We start from the raw sequence: 22319 nt of genomic DNA, 5'->3' as shown, positions 1-22319 counted from the left end.
CGTGGCACTTCCGCACCGACGGCTTTGGCGCCCCCGTACCCCGGGGCGCGGCCGTCGTGCGCCCAGCACCTGCGTGAACTCCGGTTCTCAGCCGCCGGATGCCGAGCCATGCCGCCTTCATCGCCTATCAGATGGGGAGAACACAAGTGAACACGGGACTTCTGCGGCGCCATGCCGCAGCCAAGGCACTGGTCGTGGGCGCCGCACTGGCCCTGGCCGTGCCGGGCACCGCCTACGCGAACACCGTGAGCGTCACCGTGAAGACCCCCGGGGCCACCGCCGGGCCCGGGTCGACCTTCTCCGAGATCTCCACCCACGCGGACTGCGGCAGCGGCCTGATCTCCGGAGGCGGGATCAACCAGGCCATCGGCACCGGCACGACGTCCAACGGCAACAAGATCAACGGCACCTCGCCGAGCCCCGACGGCAGTACCGAGTACCTCGGCACGACCGGCGTCGTCGGCACCGACGTGACGCACTGGCTCGGCATCGGCGGCAGCGGCGGAGCGGTCAACGCCTCCTTCTCCACCACCCCGTACGCGATGTGCTTCACGAGCAACCTGATCAACCACACCCAGGTGGTCATGAACAAGATCGCCGGACCCACCACCAGCGGAACGGTGGGCCTGGTCGTCGCGACCTGCCCGGCCAACACCCGCCTGCTCGGCGGCGGTGCGCGGATCACCCCGGCGAGCGTCGGCAGCCTCAAGCCGATCGCGAGTTTCCCCACGTTCAACAACGCCGGGCACGACTTCGGCCAGAAGGCGGCCGCCGACGGAGAGACCAACCCCGACTCCTGGGCGGCGGTCGGCTGGAACGGCGGCGGAGGCAACAGCAACAACACCACGTACGCCTACGCCATCTGCAGCGGCAACAACATCAACATCAGCGGCACCACGGTGAAGGTGCGCTTCGGCGAGGTGAGCGGTCCGACCTCGGCGACCGCCGGCCAGACGGTCACGGTGGGCTGCGGCGGCAACGACGGAAAGCTGGTCAGCGGGGGCGCCGCCATCAGCGGCGGCAACGTGACGACCACCGACTTCACCGGCCCGGGCTCGGTCGGCGACCACCTCAACGGCAGCTACCCCAGCGACTCCGGCGGAACCCCGGTCAGCGACGGGACGACCACCGCGTCCTCCTGGACGGCCTCCACCCACACCGGGGGCACGAGCTCGCCGGGCACGTCCTCCGACGTGTGGGCCCTCTGCGCCGACGACGGCGTCTGACCGGTCGCCTGACCCTGCAACACGTCCAGGCGCCGGCAGCGGCAGCGGCTACGGCCAACGGCCCATGGCCAACAGCAACGGCCAAAGGCACACGACCTTGACCGGCGGGCGGGTGGAGCACGCACCGTGTCCCCCCGCCCGCCGGTCACACCATCCCAGCTCGGTCGCCCCCAACGGGCCCGGAGAGGCAGCATCCCTTCCATGAACCGCCGTTCGACCCCTAGCTCCACCCATCGCTCCACCCCGCGCGCCACACCTCGTACGCGCATATCGACATCGAAGACGGCGATCGTGCTCGGCGCGACCGGCCTGCTCGCCGCCGTCCTCGTCCCCTTCGCCGCAGCGGACCCGGCGGCCGCGCCCGCGCCCTCGCCCTGCGGCTCCGGTGGGGTCTTCACCGCCTCGCCGCCCACCTGTACGTACGCCGACACCGGTACGGACACCTTCACCGTGCCGCAGGGGGTCGGCGCGATCCGCGTCGACCTGTTCGGCGCGGAGGGCGGCAGCGCGGCCGGTTTCGTCCTGCCGAACCCGCCGAACGACGGATCCCCCGGCGGCCTCGGCGGCGAGACCCGCGCCACCCTCGCCGTGAGCGCCGGGCAGAGCCTCCAGATCACCCTGGGCGCGGCCGGCAGCTCCGGCACCTCCCGGCACGGCGAGTACGCCCGCCCCGGCGGCACCGGCCACGGCGCCGGCGGCGGCGGCGCGCACGGCGGCGGCGGATCCGGCGGCGGAGGTTCCGACGTACGCGTCGGCGCCTTCGGCCCGGCCGACCGCATCCTGGTCGCGGGCGGCGGCGGGGGCGCCGGCAACGGCGGCCCCCTGCTGCACGGCGGCAACGGCGGCGGCCCCGACGCGGAAGACGGCGGCCAGGGCGGCGGCCCCGAGGGATCCGGGGTCGCCGGCGGCGGCGGTACGCAGCGCGCCCACGGCGCCGGCAGCCCCAACTCCGCCCAGGGCGGTCCGGGCACCCCCGGCGGCGACATCGACCCCAACACCGGGCTGCCCAACCCCGGCAGCGGCGGCCCGGGCGGCAACGGCGGCCGCGGCGGGAACGGCGGCGGCGGGGGTGGCGGCGGCTACTTCGGCGGCGCGGGCGGCTCCGGCGGCGGGAACCCCGGCAACCTGTACGGCGCGGGCGGCGGCGGAGGCAGCAGCTTCGCGGCGCCCTCCGCGACCGACGTCTCCCTCCTGCGGGGCGTGAACCGCGGTGACGGCAAGGCGGTCGTCTCCTTCCGGTACGGGACGACGCTCTCGCTCACCGCGGACACGGCCACCCCGCTGTTCGGCCGCGCGGTCACGCTCACCGCGGCCGTCGGCTCGGCGAACCCCGCCGCGGGAACCCCGGGCGGCACGGTCACGTTCTCCGACGGGACGAGGCAGCTGGCGACGGTACCGCTGACCGGTGGCCGCGCCGAGTTCCGGACCGGCGGGCTGCGCCCCGGCGCGCACCCGGTGACCGCCACCTACAGCGGCGACCCGGTGAACGCGGCGAGCGCCACGGCGGAAGCCACCGCGGTCACCGTCGGTTTCAGCCGCCCGTGCATCACGAGCGCCCATCGCGGCCCGCTGACCGTGGCCGGCGGCGAGTCGGTCTGCATCGCGCCGGGCGGCAGCCAGAGCGGCCCGGTGACGGTCCGCTCCGGCGGTGCGCTGTCCGTGACGGGAGCCGAGATCACCGGCCCCGTCTCCAGCGACGGCGCGCTCGCCGTCGCGATCTGCCGATCGGAGCTCACCGGCCCGGTCACCGTCGGCCGGACCAGCGGATCGGTGCTGATCGGGGCGAACGACGCCACCGCGGGCTGCGCGGGCAATACCGTACGGGGCCCGGTGAGTCTGAACGCCAACACCGGAGGGGTCGAGGTCTCGGCCACCACGGTCGTCGGCCCGCTGCACTGCGATGCCAACGCACCGGCCCCGCAGCAGACCGGCAACACGGTGCAGGGCCCGCGCTCGGGCCAGTGCCGACAGCCGTGAGGTGACTGTCGGCCGTCGGCCGTAGCAGGGTCGTCCCGGGCGGGGCGGCCCTGCTGTACGTGGTCTCAGACGAACGTGGTCTCAGACGTAAGTGGTCTCAGACGTCGAGGTGCCCCATCAGACCGTGCTGGTAGTCCATCTGCGCCTGGCGGATCTCGGCGGCGGTGTTCATGACGAACGGACCGGTGCGGGCCACGGGCTCGCCGAGCGGCTCGCCGGCCAGCACCAGCACCTCGGCCGCCTCGCCGGGGGCCTCGACCGTGAACCGCTCCGCGTCCCGGCCGAGGATGGCCAGGTGGCCGTCGGGGAGCAGGGCATCGGGGGTGGCGGCCGTCCCGGACAGCACGTACAGCATGGCGTTGTGCCCGGTCGGCACGGTGAACCCGGCGCGGCCGCCGGCCGCGAGGCGGGCGTGCACGACGAGCACCGGAGTGTGGGTCTCGAACGGCCCCCGCACACCGTGGGTGCTGCCTGAGATCACCGTGAGCTCGGCGCCGCCGTCCTCGGTGACCACCCGGGGGATGTCGCCGGGGGCGCCGCCGTACTGGACCCGCGGCGGCGTCGCCTTGAGCCGGGCCGGCAGGTTCACCCAGATCTGGAGCAGGTGCTGCGGGCCGCCGTCGGCGAGCAGTTCGGGGGTGGGGCGGGCGAGGTGGACGAGCCCGGACCCGGCCGTGAGCCACTGCACCTCACCGGGGTGCATGACCCGCCTGTGCCCCGCGGAGTCGATGTCCTCCATCGCGCCTTCGATGACGTACTGGATCGTCTCGAATCCGCGGTGCGGGTGCGGCGGAGCGCCCTTGGCCTCGCCCGGCCCGAGCACGTGCGGCCCGACCTGGTCGACCATCAGGAACGGGTCGACCAGCGGGAGTTCCGGCTGCGGGAAGGGGCGGCGTACGGGGAAGCCCTCGCCCTCGAAGGTGTGGAAAGGGCGGACGACGCGGAGGGTGGAGCGTACGGCGGCGGTGGTGGTGAGGTGCATGCGCCGAATGAACGGTACGGCGAATTCCACTGTCAACGCGGTCGCGTTCGGCTGTCAGGTCGTACCGCCGGCTTCGGCCACCGTCCCTCCCCACGCCGCCCGCGCCGTCCGTCACTCCGCGCAGCCCGTGCCGCCCGCGCCGCCCGAACCTCCGCGCCGCCCGCGACGTCAGCGCCTGCGGGCCCGCGCGCGGCGCAGCAGTATGCCGGCGGCGGCGCCGGCCAGGGCGATCACGGCCACCCCCGCGGTGGTCCACCACACGGTACGGTCCTCGCCCTCATCGGCCGGATCCGGCGCCGGGGCCGCCGACGCGGAGGACACCGGCGCGGCGGACGGGCCGGAGGGGGCGGCCGAGGCGGAGGGCGCGGCCGAGGCGGAGGCGGAGGGCGCGGCCGCGCTCGGGGTCGCCGCGGACGGCGCCGGGTCGACCACCGGGACGGCGATCTCCTTCTCGCCGTGCCCGAGGGACGGGAACCCCACGTCCACGCTCACCTTCCAGGTGCCGGGCGGCAGCACCTCGGCCGTGCTCCAGCCGGTGCGCGTCCCTGCGTCGCGGACCAGGCGCCAGGGCCCCATCGTGCGGGAGCCGTCGGGGCTGGTCGAGTTCACCGTGGCGGCGACCGCCTCCTCGATGGCGTCCCCGTCGTTCTCCCAGGTGATCTCGGTGGTGACATGGCCTTCCCGCTGCCCGGTGACCACGACCTTGACGGTGTCGCCGTGGGCGTGGGCCGCGGTGGGTACGGCCACGGCCAGGGCCTGGGCGAGGAACAGGAACAGGAAGCCGAGTCCGCTGCGGACCGGGAAAGCGGGACGTGTACGCATCGTTGGGTGCTCCTGGTGCGGTGGGATGCGAGGTGCTGCGCTGCGGGGATGAGCCGCGGTGCGGGAGATGAGGGGGCCGGTGGACGGCCGCGCGGGGCGGCCGTCCACCGGCGGGAGGCGGGATCGGTTCCGGAGGGTCAGCCGACCTTCTGGACCGTCCACACCTGGGTCGCGCGGCCGTCCGCGCGCTGGAGGTCGAGCAGCCAGGCGCCGTAGTACGGGCGGCCGCTCACGGTCAGGGCGTAGCCGCCGCCGGCGTCGGTGACGGTCACACCGCCGCCGCGGGACGACAGCTTCCACTGCTGCGCGGAGTTGCCGCCGCAGGGCTGCTGCGCGATCCACATGCCGGCGGCCGGGGCGCCGCCCGTCTGCAGGCACTTGCCGGAGACGGCGGACTTGATGCGGACGAGTCCGCCGCCCGCGTCCTCGAAGAGCCACTGCTGCTGGGCGTAGCCGTTGGAACGGCCGCCGACGAGCACCGTGCCGTCGGCGCTGCGGCCGCCCCACAGCTCGGCGGCCATGCCGGTGCTGCCGTTGCCGAGGGTGTAGCGGGCACCGGGGGTGGTGGTGCCGCCGCCCGCACCCGTCGTACGGAAGGTCGTGGTCGGGCCGGCTCCGCTGTCACGGCCGGAGGTGTCGCGGACCGAGATCGCGACCTTGTACTCCGTACCGGGCTGGAGGTTGTAGATGCGCAGGGCCTGGGACTGGACCCAGGTCAGGTGCTTGCCGTTCAGGAGGACCTGGTACCACGCGGCGCCGTCCACCTTGGGCCAGCTCACCACGACCGAGTTGGCCTGGATCTGGCCCGCCGTCGCCTTCGGGCCGCCCGTGGGCTTCTTGGTCGGCGTCGGGGTCGGCTTGTTCGTGGGGCTCGGCGTGGGCTTGGGGTTCGGGTCGGGGTTCGTGCCGCCGCCACCGCCGTTGGCCCGCATCAGGAACTGGTTGTTCGCGATGTTCCAGTGCGTGGCGAGGTAGCTGCCCGCCTTGGGGTTGGTGTGGAAGTAGTCGTCGTGGTTGCAGTCCAGGATGTTCTCGGCCGCCTGGTTGGTGCACACGTTGCGCATCTGCGGGTAGTACGGGGTGTCCGAGTAGCACATGACGTCCCACTCGTCCGTGCAGTGGGCGCCGCGGCTGGTGTTGGGGGCGCTGTTGTTCACCGCGCCGAGGTTGTGGCCGAGTTCGTGCGCCGCGGTGTGGCCGCCCCAGCAACCGGAGTCCGTACGGCCGTACGAGGGGCCGAAGTTGCTCTGGTTGTCCTGACCGGGCCGCTCGTCGCCCGCGAAGGTGCCGATGCCGCAGTAGACCTGCGTGTCCGCGAAGATCATGTACTTGCGGTCGCGGCGGTCCAGGCCCTTGCCGGCGAGCGCGTTGTTGGTCGCGCTGAACTCGGAGAGCGAGGAGGCCGGGAGCTCGATGTTGAGCACCGTCGGCGTGCAGTCCGCGGCCGTGACGAAGCGGATGTGGCGGATGCCGCCGGTCTCCTGGGCGCTCGTCGAGTAGATGAGGTCGGCGTCGGCCGCCCACTTGCGGAACGAGGCGAGGTACTCGGAGTACCGGTCGCGGTCGGAGCCGTGGACGTACACGACCTGGACGCGGTTGCCGGTGCTGCCGTCGCCGTCGCACTGGACGGTCTGGCCGGCGGGACCGGCGGCGACGGCCTGGCTGCTGCCGCCGGCCGCGGCGGGCGAGGGCGCCGCGGCGGGGGCGGACTTGGCGGACTGGGCGTCGGCGGCGGGCGCGTCCTGAGGACGCCCGCTGCCTTCGGCCGCCGCGGCCGCTTCGCCGGCCTCGGGCTTCGCCGGGTCGGCGGCCGGGGCCTTCGTCTTGACGACGGGGGCCACGTCGGCCTTGATGTCCACGTCCTTGGGCGGGGCGTCGGGGCCGTGCGTGCAGAGCCCGGCCTCCGTGCGGTAGACGCCGACGCAACGGTCGCCCTTCGGTGCGGCCTTGAGGCCGTCGAAGACCATGCCCTTGGCGGTCTCGTTGGCGGGCTCGCCCACGATGGGCGCCGGCTCCGCGTCACGGGCCGGTGCGGCGGCCGGTGTGAGGGAGTCCGCGGCCGCGTCGGCCAGTGCGGGCGTCCCTGCCTGGGCGTCGTCGCCGAGCCCTGAATAGGCGATGCCGCCCGCTATCAGCGCCGCCGTGGCCATGGCGGCGCCGAGGAGTATCAACCGGCGCGGTTTGCGCCGGTGTTCGCGCTGCTTCCTGCGATGTCTAGTCATGCGCACCTCAAATCCTTGGTCGGAGGAGTGGGTGCGCGGAAGCCTGCCAGACCGGCGCGGTGGAGAATTCGGACAAACGGGAATGGGGCCCGAGATATCAGACTGTTACCTGCTGGCCAGATTTGATGAACAGTCAAGTTGCTTGAAAAATGGGCCAGTTACGCGCGTAGGCCGTTAATGGTCCAGGCCATTTTAAGGATCTCGTTATCAAATCGAGATATGAGCTGAATCCTTATTGACGGTAATTCAGTCAGGGATTCACCTAATTACTACCTGCCGAATTCCTCCCGTCACGAGCGGTGAGGAATCCTCCCCTCCGCCCGAGCAGGATGCCCGTCAGGGTCAGCAGGAGTCCGCAGAACTGTCGAAGGTTGAGTGTTTCCCCGGCGATCGCCGTGCCCAACAGCACGCCCGTGACCGGGTTCAGCAGTCCGAGCAGGCCGACCGTCGCGGCCGGCAGCCGGCGCAGCCCCGCGAACCACGCGGCGAAGGCCACCGCCGTCGCGACGACCGTGACATAGGCGAAGCCGAGCAGCTCGCGAGCGTCGAGAGCCGGGGGTGATCCCTCCACTGCGACGGCGAACGGCAGCAGGAGGAGTCCGCCGCCCAGGAGCTGCCACGCCGTCGACGCGAGGACGTCCACCTCGGCGCTCCACCGCTTGGCCAGGACGTAGCCGAACGAGGACATCGCCATCGCGGCGACGGAGGCCAGTACGCCGACGGCGTCCACCGGCACGGCCCCGGTGAGCAGCATCAGGGACACCCCGGCCACGCCGAGTCCGGCGCCGGCCAGCTGGCGCGGCCCCGGCGGCTCCGAGATCAGCGCCCAGGCGAAGACCATCATCACCAGCGGCGCGATCGCCATGACGGTCGAGGCCGCGCTGGTCGGCAGTCGCTGCGCGGCGACGTAGATCAGCGCGAAGAACGCGCTCATGTTGAGGAAACCGAGCAGGAGGGACTTCCACCACCAGGACGCGCGGGGCGCCTTCCGGCGGACGGCGAGGAGCAGCAGGCCCGCGGGCAGTGCCCGCAGGGCCGCGCCGTACAAGGGCTGGCCGGCGGGCAGGAACTCCCGGGTGACGTAGTAGTTCGTACCCCATGCGATCGGTGCGACCGCCGTGACCAGCGACCACCGGAATATGGCTTCCATGGAAGATATAATACCTTCCATGGAAGGTATAGTGGTCGGGTGAAGGACGAACCGAACGCAACCCAGGCGGGGCCGCAGGCAGGGGTGCCCGCCGACCACGTCGCCCGCATCCAGGCCGAGTGGGCCCGCGAGCGCCCGGACGTCGACGTGGCACCCCAAGGAGTGATTGGGCGGCTGCACCGGCTCGGGCTGCTCCTGACGGACCGGCTCTGCCTCGTCTACCGCCGCTACGGCCTGAGCGAGGGGGAGTTCGACGTACTGGCCGCCCTGCGCCGCGCGGGGGCCCCGTACGAGCGCGCCCCCGGTGAACTGGCGGTGCACACCATGGTCACGACGGGCGCGATGACCAAGCGCATCGACCGGCTCGAACGGGACGGCCTCGTCGCGCGCCGCCGCTCGGCCGCCGACGGCCGCGGGCGCGTGGTCGCGCTGACCCCGGCGGGGCGCGAGCTGATCGACCGGGCGTTCACCGAGCACATGGAGAACGAGCGGAACCTGCTCGAAGGGCTGACCGCGCAGCAGGCCGCCGAACTGGAGGCGCTCCTCACCGCCTGGCTGGCGAGGGTCGAACCCCCGCCCGTCCCCTGAAGTGCGAGGGGCCCGGCCGCCGGCGAGAGTGCGAGGGGCATGGCCCGATCCCCGAGGCGCGGCCTACCTGCGGCCGCCGAGCTTGACCCACTTCGCCGTGCTCGGCACCCCCCTCGCGTCGAGGAGGAACAGCATGTAGTAGCCGGGCGGGGCGTCCGCCGCGCTCGGCGGTGTCCGGAGCCCGATCGCGCTGCCGCGGACGCCGGTGATCGGGAGCTCCAGATGGCGCTGACTGGTGTTCACGGCGTGGGTGACGGTGGTCGGCGCCAGGAGCACGGCGCGGGTGACCCCGGCGGCAGTGGAGCTGCGCACCTCGAACCCGGCTCCGTAGCCCAACTCGCCCCCGGGCACCCGGTCCAGGGCCGGTCGGCCGCCGCCCCGGTGCAGGTACGCGGGCTCGTAGAGCTCGATGCTGCCGTCCATCTCGTCCCGGATGTCGGGGTCGTTGGCGATCTGCTGGAGCTCGTCGCCGGTCACCATGATCCGGCCGTCCGGCAGCACCAGGGCGTTGGAGTGGTAGCCGCGGGGCAGTCGCTGCGCCGGCCCGAGCTTCCAGTGGCCCCGGGCGTCGCGCAGTTCGATCTGCCGGTACGAGAGGTCGGCCTTCGGATTGAACGGCCCGTGTCCGTAGTCCCGGGTGTCCAGGGCGCCGTTGACCGTGAGCAGCGTGCCGTCGGGCAGGATCGCCGTGTCGTCCTGCGTACGGCCGAAGGCCCGCGGTTCCTCGGTGGTCCACCGGCCGCCGGACAGCCGGTAGGTGTTCGGATCGTGCGGATCACCGCCGAGCACCAGCACGGAGTCCGGGCCGCGGTACCCGGCCGGCAGCGGCACGGCCGATCCGTAGCCCCGGAAGTCGGCGGGCCGCCGCGGCAGATCGGTCCGGGTCTCCTTCACCGGGTCGAACAGCCACTGCTGATCGGCGTCGCGGCCGAGTCCGTAGATCATGCCGTCGCGCAGCGAGAAGAGGTGCGGATAGTCGTTGCGGAACGGGGCGTCCGCCCGGAGCCGCTCCGCCGCCAGGTTGACGGGGATGTCGTACGTCCGCCAGGGCACGGGATGGCGCAGTGCGGGGAAGCGCTCGACGACCGGGGTGGGTGTGCCCGTACCCCGCTCGGACTGGCCGGACATGATGATCTGGCGCCCGTCCGCCCCCGTCACGACCGAGGGGTACCAGCGGCCGACGGACATGTCCCGGTTGCGGAACCAGGTTTCGGTCCACGGGTCGAACACGAAGGACAGCTTGGCGCCGCTGCCGCCCTTGCCGCCGGTGTTGCCGCCGAAGACCCCGACCATGCCGTTGGGCAGGAAGGCGTGCCCCGCGCAGAAGAAGGGGGCCGGGCGGGGCGTGTACGTACCGTCGGGCATCAGGACGGTCGGGGGCTCCACCTTCTTGAACGCCCGTGCCCCCGTGCCCTTGGCCGGGTCCCACAGGAAGGCGCGGCCGGCGTTCGTCGGGCCGATCCGGTCGGTGGGTCCGGTCTCCTTGGTGGGGTTGGTCTCCACGCGCTCGAAGGAGAAGAGCAGCACCTTGCCGGTGGGCAGCAGCGCGGTGTGGACGCCGAAGTCGGGGGAGGGGAAGAACTCCGTGAAGCGGCCGAACTGCGCGGCGGCGAAGCGGGCGTTGGTCTGCCGCTGTGAGGCCTTGAGGGCGGCCAGGCTCTCGGTGCGCTTCGACTGGGGGTATTCCTTGGGGCCCTTGACCGCGCTTCGCCGCTGCGCGTGCGCCCGGGCGTGCTCCTCGCCGATGACGGCGGCTTCGGCGGGGTCGGCCTCTGCCGTGATCGCGCCGTCGCCGGTGTGGTGGCGCCCCGGCGGGGATTCGTGCGCGGGGGCCGCCGCCGCGTAGGCGGGTGGGGTGGACGCGGTGAGGGTTGCGAGGGCGGCGGACACGGCCACGGCCACGCATACGGACAGCACGGCGGAGCGCCGTACGAGCGGACCGGGCAGACCGGGCGGGCCGGGCATGGGCTCTCCTCCGTCGGCGGGATGCCCATCATATGAAAAATGCCATTTTTAGGATGGAATGACGCGAGCGGGTCGGGTGAACGTGTGCGATGTGGGCCATTCGGCCGCCGGGTCTGCCGCGCTGAATCGTTTCTCCGGTGAACCGGCCCGTCCGACCGGGTGAGAAGGCGTACCCGCCCGCGCTCGACGGCCGTCCGTGGCGGCTATCCATGGCGACGTGATCAAGCCATCTCGCACCACCCGCAAGGCTCGCGCCGCACTGACCGCCGCCGCCGTGACCGGATGCCTCGTCACGCTCTCCCCGTCGGCCGGGGCCACCGCCACCGCTGCCGCCGCGCCCCCGGGCCGGGTGGCCGTCGACGTCGCCTCGGTCAACGGCTCGGGCTGCCGCCCCGGCAGCGCCACCGTCGCCGTGTCCCCCGACAACTCGGCCTTCACCGTCACCTACAGCGAGTACCTGGCCGCGGCAGGCGGGGGCGTCGCCGCCACCGAAGGCCGCAAGAACTGCCTCCTCTCCCTCCTCGTGCACGTCCCGCAGGGCTACACGTACGCGGTGTCCCACGTCGACTACCGGGGCTACGGCAGGCTGGAGCCGGGAGCGACCGGCACCCAGAAGGCCAGCTACTACTTCCAGGGCATGAGCCAGACCGCCAACCGGACCCACCAGTTCCATGGGGCGCTCGACGACAACTGGCAGGTGACCGACACCACCGGCATCGAGGCCCTCGTCTTCGCCCCCTGCGGCGAGCAGCGCAACTTCAACATCAACACCGAGCTGCGCGCGGAGGTCGGGACCTCCGACACGAGCAAGACGAGCTACATGACCGTGGACTCCACGGACGGCAGCATCAGCTCCGTGTACCACTTCTCCTGGAAGCAGTGCCCGGTCCGCCGCTGAGCCGGCCGCCGGTACCGGGACGCCCGGAGCGGCGGTGGCGGATCTGCGCCCCCGCCGCTCGCGGGCGTCCCGCCGTTCACGAGGCCTTCGCCTCCCCCGCCCGGTAGCGGCCCGGCGTCGTCCCGAACTCCCTTCTGAAGGCGTGCGAGAAGGCGTACGGAGTGCCGTACCCGACCCGGCGCGCGATCGCGGCCAGCGGGTCCGGGGTGTCCCGGAGCAGGGTGGCGGCGTACGTCAGCCGCCACCACGTCAGGTACGCCATCGGCGGGCGGCCGACCAGCGCGGTGAACCGGCGTGCCAGCGTGGGCCGGGAGACGCCCGCCTCCGCCGCGAGCCGCTCGTTGGTCCACGGCGCGGCCGGATCCGAGTGCAGCGCCCGCAGGGCGGCCGACGCGACAGGATCGCCCAGCACGGCCGACCAGGCTCCGCCCGAGCCCTCGGCCATCCACGAGCGGATCATGTAGACGAGCAGGAGATCGAGCAGGCTGGGCACCGCCATGCAGGCCCCCGGCCGCTGCTCGCTCAGCTCGCCGCCCAAGAGGGCTATCGCCGACCGCAGTTCGGGATGCGATCCGACCCGGTTCGGCAGATGGACCACCTTGGGCAGTTCCAGCATGAGCGGGTGGACGCGGCTGCGGTCGAGCCGGTACTTGCCGCACAGCATCTCCACCCCGCCGCGGGCCGGATCGCCGGGTGCCCCGGGCGCCCCGGGCGCCCCGGGCGCCCCGGGCGCGCCCCGAGCCGCTGCCTGTGGCAGGAGCTCGAACGGCGCCGCCCGCGCCACGGCCGCCGCGTCGACGGGGGAGTCGGCGATCACGTGTCCCGTACCGTGCGGCAGCAGCACGGCGTCGCCTGCGGCGAGGGACATCGCCGGGCCGCCCCCGTCGGGCAACAGCCAGCAGCTGCCCTCCAGCACCACGTGGAAGCCGGCGCCGTCGTACGGGGCGAAGCGCGCGCACCAACTCCCGCTCACCCTGACCCGGTTGGAGGAGGGCTGCCCGATCCGGACGGCCGCGATGGCGTCGCTCACCACATCCATGAAGCCAGAGTACTCGCAGGCGCCGGGGATGAGACGGACGCGTATTCACATGAGCCGGACAGGCATGGAGAGGCTCAACTTCCCTTCGTAGACTCGACGTCATGAACAGCGAGAACGAGCAGGGCACGCAGGACACCGGCAGCAGCCAGAACAGCCAGAACAGCCAGAACAGCCAGAACAGCCAGAACAGCCAGAACAGCCAGAACGGCCAGAACGGCCAGAGCAGGCAGAGCATCGTGCTGGGCGACGTCGAGGTCACCCGGGTCATCGAGTGGCAGGGGCCGTTCGGGCCCCCGCGCAGCCTCGTACCGGAGGTCGGTGCCGAGGTGTGGAAGGAGAACGAGGAGTGGCTGTCACCGGACCACTGGGAGGTCGACGGCGACCGGGCGGTCCTCGCACTCCAGACCTGGGTCCTGCGCAGCGCCGGTAAGACCGTCCTGGTCGACACGGGCGTGGGCAACGGGCGCGAGCGGCCGGGTTCGGCGCTCTTCCACCACCGGGAGGGCGATTTCCTCGGGGAGCTGGAGCGGGCGGCCGGAATCCGGCCGGAGGACGTGGACATCGTCGTCAACACCCACGTCCACGGCGACCACGTCGGCTGGAACACCTTTGCACAGGACGGTGGTTGGGTCCCCGCCTTCCCCAACGCCCAATACCTCATCCCGGCTGCGGACGACCACCACTTCGGGCCCGCCAACGCGTACGGCGGCGGCGCCCGGGAGGTCGACCGGCTGATCTACGAGGACAGCATCGCGCCCGTCCACCGCACCGGACAGGTGGTGCTCTGGGACGGCGCGCACCGCATCGACGAGCACCTCACCCTGGAGACCGCACCCGGGCACACCCCCGGATCCTCCGTGCTGCGGCTGGCCTCCGGCACCGACCGGGCCGTCTTCGTCGGCGATCTGCTGCACAGTCCGGTGCAGATCCTGGAACCCGCCTGCAACAGCTGCTTCTGCCTGGATGCGGCGCAGGCCGCCGCCAGCCGCCGCCGCATTCTCGAACGCGCTGCCGACCAGTCCGAGTTGCTCGTACCCGCTCACTTCGGCGGCACGGGAGCGGTCGAAGTCCGCCGCCAGGGACAGGACTTCGCCCTCGGGGCGTGGGCTTCTCACCGCGACGTCGGATAACGGGACGCGGGGGAGGGCGGTACGGGGGAAGGCGGCGTCGGCACCGGCCGCGCCGCCGCCACCCGCCTGATCCGCAGGGCGAGTTGGACCTCCAGGGCTCCGGCCGGCGTGTTCCAGTCCTCGCCCAGGATCTGCCGGACCCGGTCGAGGCGCTGCACCACGGTGTTGACGTGCACGTGGAGGGCGTCCTTGGTGCGGGCCAGGCTGGACCCGTGCGCGAAGTACGCCTCCAGGGTGCGCACCAGTTCCGTCCCGCGCTGCGCGTCGTACGCGATGACCGGCCCGAGCACCCGGTCGACGTACGCGCCCACGTCCGCCCCGTCACCGAGCAGCACCCCGAGGAACCCGAGATCGGGCAGGCCGGCCCCGTCGCCGGTGTGGCCGAGGGCGTACAGGGCCTCCAGGCAGCGCAGCGCCTCCGCGTACACGACCGGCAGGCGTTCCGGACCGGCGGCGGGCCCGGCGGAGCCCGCGGTGACCGGTGTGCCCAGGGCCTGGCCCAGCTCGGCGGCGAGCGACCGGGCGAGCGGGCCCGGGCTGTCGGTGGGGGCGAGGAGGACGACGCGGCCCTCGTGCAGCCCGGCCAGGCCGTCGCGGGCGCGTGCGTGCCGGGCGGCCTCGGCCGCCAGCCGGGACCGCAGCGCGGCCTCGCAGTGCAGCACCACGAGGGCGTGCGGGCGGGCGAGATCGACGCCGAGCTTGCGGGCCCGGATCGTCTGGCTGCCCGTGTCGCGGACCCGGCCGGGAGCGGCCGGAGCCAGCAGGTCGCCGAGCAGTTCGCCGCGGACCCGGTCCTCGGCGTGGGCGATGGACCGGCGCAGCAGGAGCAGCAGCGCCGTCACCAGGCCGGCCCGCTCGAACAGCCGCCGTTCGGTGTCGGGCAGGTCGTCGCCGCGCCCGCCGAGGGTGATGCTGCCCAGGAGCTCCGGCCCGGCCAGCACCGCGCAGACCCAGATGCCGTCCACGGCGACGGCCCGGCCGCCGGAGCGCGACGCCGCGAGCGCGTGGGCCGGCGGGCCCGCAGGGTGCGCCGAAGGGCCCGCCCGGCGCGCCGAAGGGCCCGCCGGATCCGTACCGACCCGGGCGAGCTCGGCGCCGTCGGCGTCGTGCACGACCAGGTCGCCGCCCAGCAGGGCGGCGACCTCCCGGGCGACGTCGGCCACGTCGCCGCCGCGCAGCACGAGCCGGGTGAGGCGGTCGTGGGTCTCGGCGGCGAGCCGCATCGCCTCGCTCTGGGCGCGGGCGGTCTCGGTGGCGACCCCGAGTTCCACGAGGGCGGTACGGGTCTCTTCGAGCAGCCGGGCGCTGTCGATGGCCACCGCGGCGTGGTCGGCGAGGGAGGAGAGCAGCGCGACCGCGTCGGGCGCGAAGTCGCGGACCGCGCGGTCGGCGGCGTACAGCACCCCGATCACGCGGGTCCCGACGCGCAGCGGGACACCGAGGATGCCGCGCAGTCCCTCCTCGCGGACCCCGTTGTCGATGGTGTCCGTATGCCGGAAGCGGTCGTCGGTGCGGTAGTCGGCGCTGGCGTACGGGCGGGCGGTCTGGGCGACCAGGCCGCCCAGCCCTTCGCCCATGCCGAGCCGCAACTGCTGGAAGGCGGCCGACACCGAGCCGTCGGTGACGCGCATGAACGTATCGCCGGCCGCCGGGTCGTTGAGGGTCAGGTAGGCGACGTCGGTGCCCAGCAGCATGCGGGCCCGGTGGACGATGGCGCGCAGCACCGCGTCGAGGTCGCGCAGGGCGGCGAGGTCGCCCGCCGTGTCGAACAGGGCCGTGAGCTCGGCCTCGCGCCGCCGGTGCTGGTCGAGGGTGCGCCGGATGTCCAGCGCCACCCGGGTGGCCTCCTCCACGAGGGCCCGCTCGGCGGGGCCGGCCCCGCCGGTACGGGCGTTCTCGGCGGGCCGGGTGAACTGCTCGACCGGCGCGCCGCGGCGCAGCAGTTCGAGCAGTTCGAGCAGGGCGGATTCCCTCGCGGAGGTCATGGCGGCATTCTCCCGTGACCGCGGGGCCCGGATCAGGCGGGGTCGGCGGCGGCCGGAAGCGGAGCTTTCCGCCCGCCGGGGGCAGCGGCGGACCCGGTACCCGCCCGGGCCAGATCGCGGCCGCGGGTCTCGCGTGCGAGGACGACGGTGAGGGTGGTCACCGCGGCGGCCGCACAGAGATAGAGGGAGACGGGTAGGGAGGAGCCGTAGTCCTTGAGGAGTTCCACGGCGATGAGCGGAGCCAGCGCGCCGGCGACGATCGAGGCGAGCTGTGAGCCCATCGAGGCGCCGGAGTAGCGGACGTCAGTGTCGAACATCTCGGAGATGAAGGCGGCTTGGGGCCCGTACATCGCGCCGTGCAGGAGCAGTCCGGCGGTGACGGCGACGGTGATGACGGTGAAGGACTTCGAGTCCACCAGCGCGAAGAACGCGAACGCCCACACGGCCATGCCGGCCGACCCGATCAGAGTCACCGGGCGCCGCCCGATCCGGTCCGAGAGCGCGCCCCAGGCCGGGATGGTGACGAAGTGGACGGCCGAGCCGATGAGGACGGCGTTCAGCGCGGTGCTCTTGGGGAGCCCCAAGTGCACGGTGACGTACACGAGCAGAAAGGACGTCAGGACGTAGTACGAGATGTTCTCGCCGAACCGGGTGCCGATGGCCGTCAGCACCTGACGCAGGCTGCGGCGGAACACCTGGACCACGGGCGCCTCGTCCTCGCGCCCCTTCCGGGCGGCCTGCGCGGCGAGGAACACGGGGGACTCGGAGACGGACAGGCGGATCCACAGTCCGACGACCACCAGGACACCGGAGAGCAGGAAGGGCACGCGCCAGCCCCAGGCGAGGAACGCCGCATCGGACTGCACCCCGGCCAGCAGGGCGAGCACCCCCGTGGCCAGCAGGTTCCCGCCCGGCGCCCCGGACTGCGGCCAGGAAGCCCAGAACCCCCGGTGCTCGGCCCCGCCGTGCTCGGAGACGATCAGCACCGCCCCGCCCCACTCCCCGCCGAGGGCGAAGCCCTGCACCAGCCGCAGGACGGTGAGCAGCACGGGAGCCCCGACGCCGATGGTCGCGTACGTGGGCAGCAGCCCCATCGCGAAGGTCGCCCCGCCCATCATGAGCAGGCTGAGCACCAGCAGCTTCTTGCGCCCGACCTTGTCCCCGAAGTGCCCGAACACCACCCCGCCGAGCGGCCGGGCCAGGAACCCGATGGCGTAGGTGATGAACGCGATCAGAGTCCCGGTCAGCGGATCACTGGTGGGAAAGAACAGCTTGTTGAACACCAGCGCGGCGGCGGTGCCGTAGAGGAAGAAGTCGTACCACTCGATGGTGGTCCCGATGAGACTGGCGGCGACGATCCTCTTGATGGATCCGGCGGTCGGGGGAGCGGTCTCGGGGTCCGGCGGTCGGGGGAGCGGTCTCGGGGGAGGCCATGAACACCACTTCCAGGGGGTCTGCGGGGACGATCGGTGTCGCCACAACGTAGAAGTCCCCAGGGCAGCGGTATATGTGGCAGGTCATCACAATCAGACGCCTTCCTATGTACCCAACCTCCACACCGCCGACGCACGTGCCTCCGACGGCGCCGGACGCGGGGCCGACGGTCGCTGTCAGAATGGCAGAGTTGCGCCCGTTTTGAATGGTCGGTGCTGACTCCCGTGCTGGTTTGGTGCTGACCCAAAACCCCACGTCAGCACCCCTCGCGACCCGCCCCGTGCTGGTTCGGTGCTGGTTACGGAGCGTTGAGGGGCCTCGTTTATGGTCAAGGCGGCACAAAACCGAACCGCAGAGAACGGGATGCCGCGTCGCCTTCCCGGCCTGCTTTGGGCCCCCATCCTGTTGTCGGTTGACCCATGGAGCCGTTGAGTCCGAATGCACCGCGCGCCCTGACAAGGCCGCTGTGGGTGCCTGTGACGAGTGGAGCGGATGAATCTCCACGAGCACGAGGTGCACTCGTGATGGGGAAGTCGGCCCACCGTCGTTGGGTACGCACCTGCCATGAGGTTCTTCGTCTCCTGGTGGTACGGCGCCTACACCCATGATGACCTGGGCAAACGGCATTGGTTTCGGTTCTCTGGCGGAGGCTGGTCCGGAAATGGTCCGGATCTTGGGCCAGTCCCGCCCTGCCCCACGGTCGGCGGACCCGCCCGGAGGCTTCGTGTCGGTCGCCTCTCGTCGGGTTCGCGGGCCCTTCGCCGACGGGATGGTCTGGAGACGCCGCACGGGAGCGTAGAGGCGGGAGCTTCCGGCCGGGTTCGGCGCCTGGCCCACCGTGCTCAACCGGTTCAGGCGGTCCGGAGGCCAGGATCGTGGCCGGCCGTTCAAGGCCGTTGACCAGAGGACCGAGATGTCGTGGGCCCGCAATTCACCGCACGCCGGCTGGGCTCATCACGCGCCGAGGTCAGCCTCCCCAGCCGTACGGCTCTTGCGAACCGGGCTCCTCGCTGCAAGCGGACCAGGTATGCATGTGTCGAATGGTGATCAATCTGCCGAATCGCGTTCAACGATGCCGTTCTCCTGCTTGTTCGCCCAGCACGATCTTTCGTTCTTCCTAAGCGGCCCTGATGCTGTCCGCTGGGGGATCCTTCACAAGCTCGTGATCGAAACACCAGCTCCGGTACCGGGGGCTGGCCAGCCAGGATCGTGGAAGGCTTTGAGGCATAGTCGGAGCCCAGAGCCACCCCTACCAAGCCTCCACCCCACAGACTTCACCCCCTCTCGTACGGACCACCGAAACCGAGTGGGTCGCCCGGCTACCGATGACGCCACCGCTGACGAAGTCGCAGGACCTCGGTGGCCCAGTGGGCCTCCAACTCCGCGTCGGGGATCCGCTCGCGGCCCAGGCTGAAACGGACATGCCGGTAGATCCAGTGGAGAGAGGCGTCCGTGCTGGCGATCAAGGTGGACAGCAGCGGATCTCCGGCAGGGGTCTCGTGGTCCACGGCCACCAACAGTTCCCCCTGGTCGTCCGGGTGCAGGTGCGGTAGTGCACCGCCCATCCTGATACGGAGGTCTCCCCAGGTGAGAACCTTGCCGCCGCTGCGGGCCGTGTCGATGAGGACCTTCCGGGCGGCGACGGCCAGTCTGTCGACGGACTCTGCCGGGAGCCGATCAGCCTGCCGGGGATTGGCCGGACCCTCTGCCTTTCCGAGGGGTGTGCGCGGCCCCGATCCGGGCTTCTGCCTGGAACGCTCACGGCGGGAGACCTCCCGCTGCTTGAGTCGGCTGTGCCAGCGGTTCACCGCCGTCGCTTCCGACGAGGACAGCCCCTCGGCCAGACTGCCACGGAGCCGGGCGATCTCGTCCAGAGCGAGGCGGACTTCGTCAACGGATCCGTCCTTTCGGTGCCCTGCCAGTCCCGTGAGCAGCTCCCGAATCCTTCGGAGCGCCGGATCCACCTGTCTCTGCGGGACCCGCTCGCCGCACCAGGCCTTCACCTCACGCATGAAGGGCGTGTATTGCTCGCGATCCGCCTGGGACAGCTTCCGAGCGTACAACGGTCCGGCCAGCTGTCGGGCAGCCTGTACGGCAGGCAGGTCATCGGCGGACTGAGCGACGCGGATCTCGTTGCTGAGCCACTCGAACTCCTCCAGTGCCTCGGTCTGGGCGGGGTTCCTCTCCTGATGCGCGGGGGCCTCGTCGGAATCCTGGGATGCGGCGGTACTGCTCGACTTCTCCTGCAGAGCATCGAACAGGGACTGGATGTCCTCGGGCAGGCTTCCGCGGCAACGGCGCCTGAGGATCTTGGCGTGCGCCAGGCCGCTGCGAAGTTCGAGCGGGTCGTTGGAGGATTCCGGACCAGTGAGGCCCTGCAGCACTGCGCGCAGCGCGATCTGAGCGGCCTCGGAGGCCCGGGGGCGGATCCATTTCGTCATCGCCGTACTCAGTCGCCGGACGCGCTGCTTGTCCTCTGCCGAGAGCTGCTGGTCGCCGATGCGCCCCGCGTGCTGCTGGAGCACCATCGCCTCCGCGAGATCCCCGGCTCGTCTCGCCTCCTCGAAGCGCGAGGCGATGGCGTCGATCTCCTCCGTGCTGCGGGGCTTAGCGGAGTCACGGCGGGGCGGGTTAGCCAGCCCGTGTGCCGACTTGGACTCGCGCGCCTTCGGCCGAGCCTCGGCGATGACGCTGGATCTCCCTGTGGAGGCGGGCTGCGGAGAGGCGACGGGGTGACCGATGAGGCGGGTGAGTTCATCCAGGATCGGGGGGCTCGCCCTAAGCCACGGGCGGAGAACACGACCGTGGAGGCGAGCAGCTTCGTAGCCCGCGAGGTGAGCCCGGGCCTGCTTGACGGCCTTCCCCAGCCGCTCCGCGCGGCGCGGACTCGCCTTGGGCGCGATGGCGGCTGCCTCTGCCAGCTTCTGCCGCAGTTCACCGATCTGCTGGGATGCGGCTCGCAGGTCCGGGAGATCTGCGGCGTCGGTGGTTGCAGGCTTCTCCTGACTCGCGGGTGGAGTCCGCAAGGCCCGTGTCGAAGCCGGTGTGGGAGCCGGCGGGCGGCCGTACGCGTCCTGCGCCCGCTTGATCTCGACCGCGCTCCAGCGTTGCAGGGCCGTGTCCGAGGCCGGAGCGGGCGCTCCCAGCAGCCGCAGCAAGGTGCCCAGGTAGGGCAGGCAGCGTCCGGACGGCGCGAGGACCAGGACGGACAGGAGAGGTCTGCCGGGTTCCAGAGGCCTGTCCACCTCCACCAGGAGGTCGCGGCGCTTGGGGTCCGGCAGATGTGCGAGGTCGAGGTCGATCCGGCTCGACAGCTTCGACCATGTGGTGGTGGTGCGCTCGGCCGCCACCCGCTCCAGCTCCCGCCGGAGCGTGGCAGCAACCCTGCCTCGTTCGGGTGGGGAAGGGCGGCTCTCGGGCTCGACCTGGCGTACCTGCGGTGCTGGAGCGGTTTCCTCCTTCAGAGCGACGCTCGGGCGCCACAGGCCGGTGCGTTCGGCGTCGAGGCCCTGGAGCTGCGTGAGGCTGTCCGCGCGGACGGCCCACGAGGGAGCCTCGGCCGCGACGGGATCAGTGATCAGCAGCTTCACCAGGCCGGAGAGCTGGTAGACGTACTGCTCGGTGGGGGAGGGGACTTCGTCGGGCAGGGAGAGGCAGGCGCGGATGATGCGGCTTCCGGCCGGCTTGACGAATCCGGGGACCAGGTACCGCCCCTCGACCGTGAGCTCGGCATCCTCCGGGCGCTTCGCGGTGGGGTCCACGGCGAAGACGATCCGCGCGCCGTGCAGAGGAAGAGCTGCCGGAAGTGGATGGTTGCGCATGCCGCCTCGACGCACGTGACCGCCGGCCCGCAGCCCTTCGAGGGCCGGGGTCACCAGGCCGTCGCGGGTCATCCGGCATTGTTCGAGGGGCTCCCAGGACACCTGGCCGTCCTCGGTCGCGGTGCCTATGAGGACACGGCGGTCGGCTCCGGCCGTCTCACAGCGCACGCGCAGCGCGTAGCCCTGGCGGGCGGTCATCTCCCGTGTGACCGCGCCCTCGGGCCTGAAGACCCAGTCGACGTGCCCCTCCCTCGCGCCCAAGCTGTCGGCCGCCCTGCGCCAGCTGTGGTAGTCCTGCGAGCGGAGGACAAACCGCAGGTGCTGCCCCGTGGCACGCAGCCAGAAGTCCACGGCATCGCCTGGCCCGTGTCCGAGGCTGCGCAGGTCGGACTGCGCGGCGTGACCCTGGCCGGCCAGCCACTCCTTCACGTGCAAGCGGATGAAAAGGTGGTCGGCGCTGTCCTCGCCGTTGTCCGAGCGATGGCACACCGCGCGGATCCCGTCACGATCCGGATAGTGGGAGAAGTGGCAGACCTTGGTCTCGTACCGTTTGGTCATGAGCTTCTCGCCGCAGCCGCCGAGGAGCGTGCCGCACCAGAAGCGGTCGGTGCCGAACTCACGTCGGAACTCGTCCAGGTTGTGCGGTTCTTCGGGGAGGATGACGGGCACTTCCGAATCCCGGCCGCCGATGACGGCGGTCTGGACAAGGCGTGTATCTGTCTGCGGCACTCGTGTTCCTCCGGTTCGACGCGCCCCTCGGGCGCCTGTGGATCACCCTTGTCCTGGGATCGCCGTTCGGAGAAGTGTTCCATTTCTTAGTCTCGATGAGCAGGCCGATCACGTCAGAAACCCTGCTGCCACGCGCACTTGTGACGGATGAGGAAGAGGAGAGAACCGGAGGGGCGACAGCGACCACAGTTGAGATCCGGCCTTGAGTCCGGCTCTCGGCTCTGTTCACGGTGACCGGTTCGACTCGTCCGAGCCCCTCCCGACCCACGGCCTTCGCAGTGTCGTTGTTCCCGGCGGCGGTCAACCAGCCGGGGGGCGACAAGGCGAGTTCAACCTGAGTAACGGCGGGGC

14 protein-coding genes are annotated in these 22319 nt (G+C 72.0%); 5 read left to right on the top strand and 9 right to left on the bottom strand.

Features of this window, described 5'->3' with window-relative positions; genetic code table 11:
- Positions 1-146: 146 nt before the first annotated feature.
- Both ADK52_RS12240 and ADK52_RS44430 read left to right on the top strand, forming a co-directional pair.
- On the top strand, positions 147-1226 hold the full coding sequence (locus tag ADK52_RS12240) for a hypothetical protein (RefSeq protein WP_053689793.1): 1080 nt from the start codon (positions 147-149) through the stop codon (positions 1224-1226).
- Between the two features lie 201 nt (positions 1227-1427).
- Complete coding sequence (locus ADK52_RS44430) at positions 1428-3203, top strand: Ig-like domain-containing protein (protein WP_078988264.1); 1776 nt, start codon at positions 1428-1430, stop codon at positions 3201-3203.
- Between the two features lie 97 nt (positions 3204-3300).
- Here ADK52_RS44430 and ADK52_RS12230 read toward each other — a convergent pair whose 3' ends face one another.
- The 4 genes from ADK52_RS12230 to ADK52_RS12215 form a co-directional block, all read right to left on the bottom strand.
- Positions 3301-4185 (bottom strand): pirin family protein, encoded by an 885-nt coding sequence (locus ADK52_RS12230; RefSeq protein WP_053689791.1) that lies wholly within the window; start codon positions 4183-4185, stop codon positions 3301-3303.
- Between the two features lie 168 nt (positions 4186-4353).
- Positions 4354-5007, bottom strand: coding sequence for a hypothetical protein (locus ADK52_RS39255; RefSeq protein WP_063783820.1), 654 nt, complete (start codon positions 5005-5007; stop codon positions 4354-4356).
- Between the two features lie 137 nt (positions 5008-5144).
- Positions 5145-7229 (bottom strand): RICIN domain-containing protein, encoded by a 2085-nt coding sequence (locus ADK52_RS12220; protein ID WP_234343670.1) that lies wholly within the window; start codon positions 7227-7229, stop codon positions 5145-5147.
- 262 nt (positions 7230-7491) lie between these two features.
- Complete coding sequence (locus ADK52_RS12215) at positions 7492-8379, bottom strand: DMT family transporter (RefSeq protein WP_053689790.1); 888 nt, start codon at positions 8377-8379, stop codon at positions 7492-7494.
- A gap of 39 nt (positions 8380-8418) precedes the next feature.
- On the opposite strand from ADK52_RS12215, the gene ADK52_RS12210 reads away from it, so the two are divergent.
- Positions 8419-8967, top strand: coding sequence for a MarR family winged helix-turn-helix transcriptional regulator (locus tag ADK52_RS12210; RefSeq protein ID WP_234343668.1), 549 nt, complete (start codon positions 8419-8421; stop codon positions 8965-8967).
- A gap of 63 nt (positions 8968-9030) precedes the next feature.
- On the opposite strand, the gene ADK52_RS12205 is transcribed toward ADK52_RS12210, so the two are convergent.
- Positions 9031-10932: a glyoxal oxidase gene (locus tag ADK52_RS12205; protein WP_053689789.1), complete on the bottom strand. Its 1902-nt coding sequence runs from the start codon at positions 10930-10932 to the stop codon at positions 9031-9033.
- Positions 10933-11149: 217 nt separating this feature from the next.
- On the opposite strand from ADK52_RS12205, the gene ADK52_RS12200 reads away from it, so the two are divergent.
- Positions 11150-11830, top strand: coding sequence for a DUF4360 domain-containing protein (locus ADK52_RS12200; protein ID WP_234343666.1), 681 nt, complete (start codon positions 11150-11152; stop codon positions 11828-11830).
- 76 nt (positions 11831-11906) lie between these two features.
- On the opposite strand, the gene ADK52_RS12195 is transcribed toward ADK52_RS12200, so the two are convergent.
- On the bottom strand, positions 11907-12869 hold the full coding sequence (locus tag ADK52_RS12195) for an AraC family transcriptional regulator (RefSeq protein ID WP_053689788.1): 963 nt from the start codon (positions 12867-12869) through the stop codon (positions 11907-11909).
- 101 nt (positions 12870-12970) lie between these two features.
- On the opposite strand from ADK52_RS12195, the gene ADK52_RS12190 reads away from it, so the two are divergent.
- Entirely contained in the window at positions 12971-13999 is a 1029-nt protein-coding gene (locus tag ADK52_RS12190; protein ID WP_078988263.1) for an MBL fold metallo-hydrolase, read from the top strand.
- Here the strand turns inward: ADK52_RS12190 and ADK52_RS12185 are convergent.
- The 3 genes from ADK52_RS12185 to ADK52_RS12175 all read right to left on the bottom strand — a co-directional run bounded on the left by ADK52_RS12185 (position 13981) and on the right by ADK52_RS12175 (position 21968).
- On the bottom strand, positions 13981-15984 hold the full coding sequence (locus tag ADK52_RS12185) for a helix-turn-helix domain-containing protein (protein ID WP_053689787.1): 2004 nt from the start codon (positions 15982-15984) through the stop codon (positions 13981-13983). The genes ADK52_RS12190 and ADK52_RS12185 overlap by 19 nt on opposite strands.
- Before the next feature lie 32 nt (positions 15985-16016).
- Entirely contained in the window at positions 16017-17351 is a 1335-nt protein-coding gene (locus ADK52_RS12180) for an MFS transporter (protein WP_053689847.1), read from the bottom strand.
- Between the two features lie 1386 nt (positions 17352-18737).
- The gene (locus ADK52_RS12175; RefSeq protein WP_053689786.1) at positions 18738-21968 is read right to left on the bottom strand and encodes a hypothetical protein; all 3231 of its coding nucleotides are present in this window, start codon (positions 21966-21968) and stop codon (positions 18738-18740) included.
- Between the last annotated feature and the right edge of the window lie 351 nt (positions 21969-22319).

It is taken from the genome of Streptomyces sp. WM6372 (assembly GCF_001279655.1).
Classification (GTDB): Bacteria; Actinomycetota; Actinomycetes; order Streptomycetales; family Streptomycetaceae; genus Streptomyces.
This window is presented reverse-complemented; position numbering and strand designations above follow the sequence as displayed.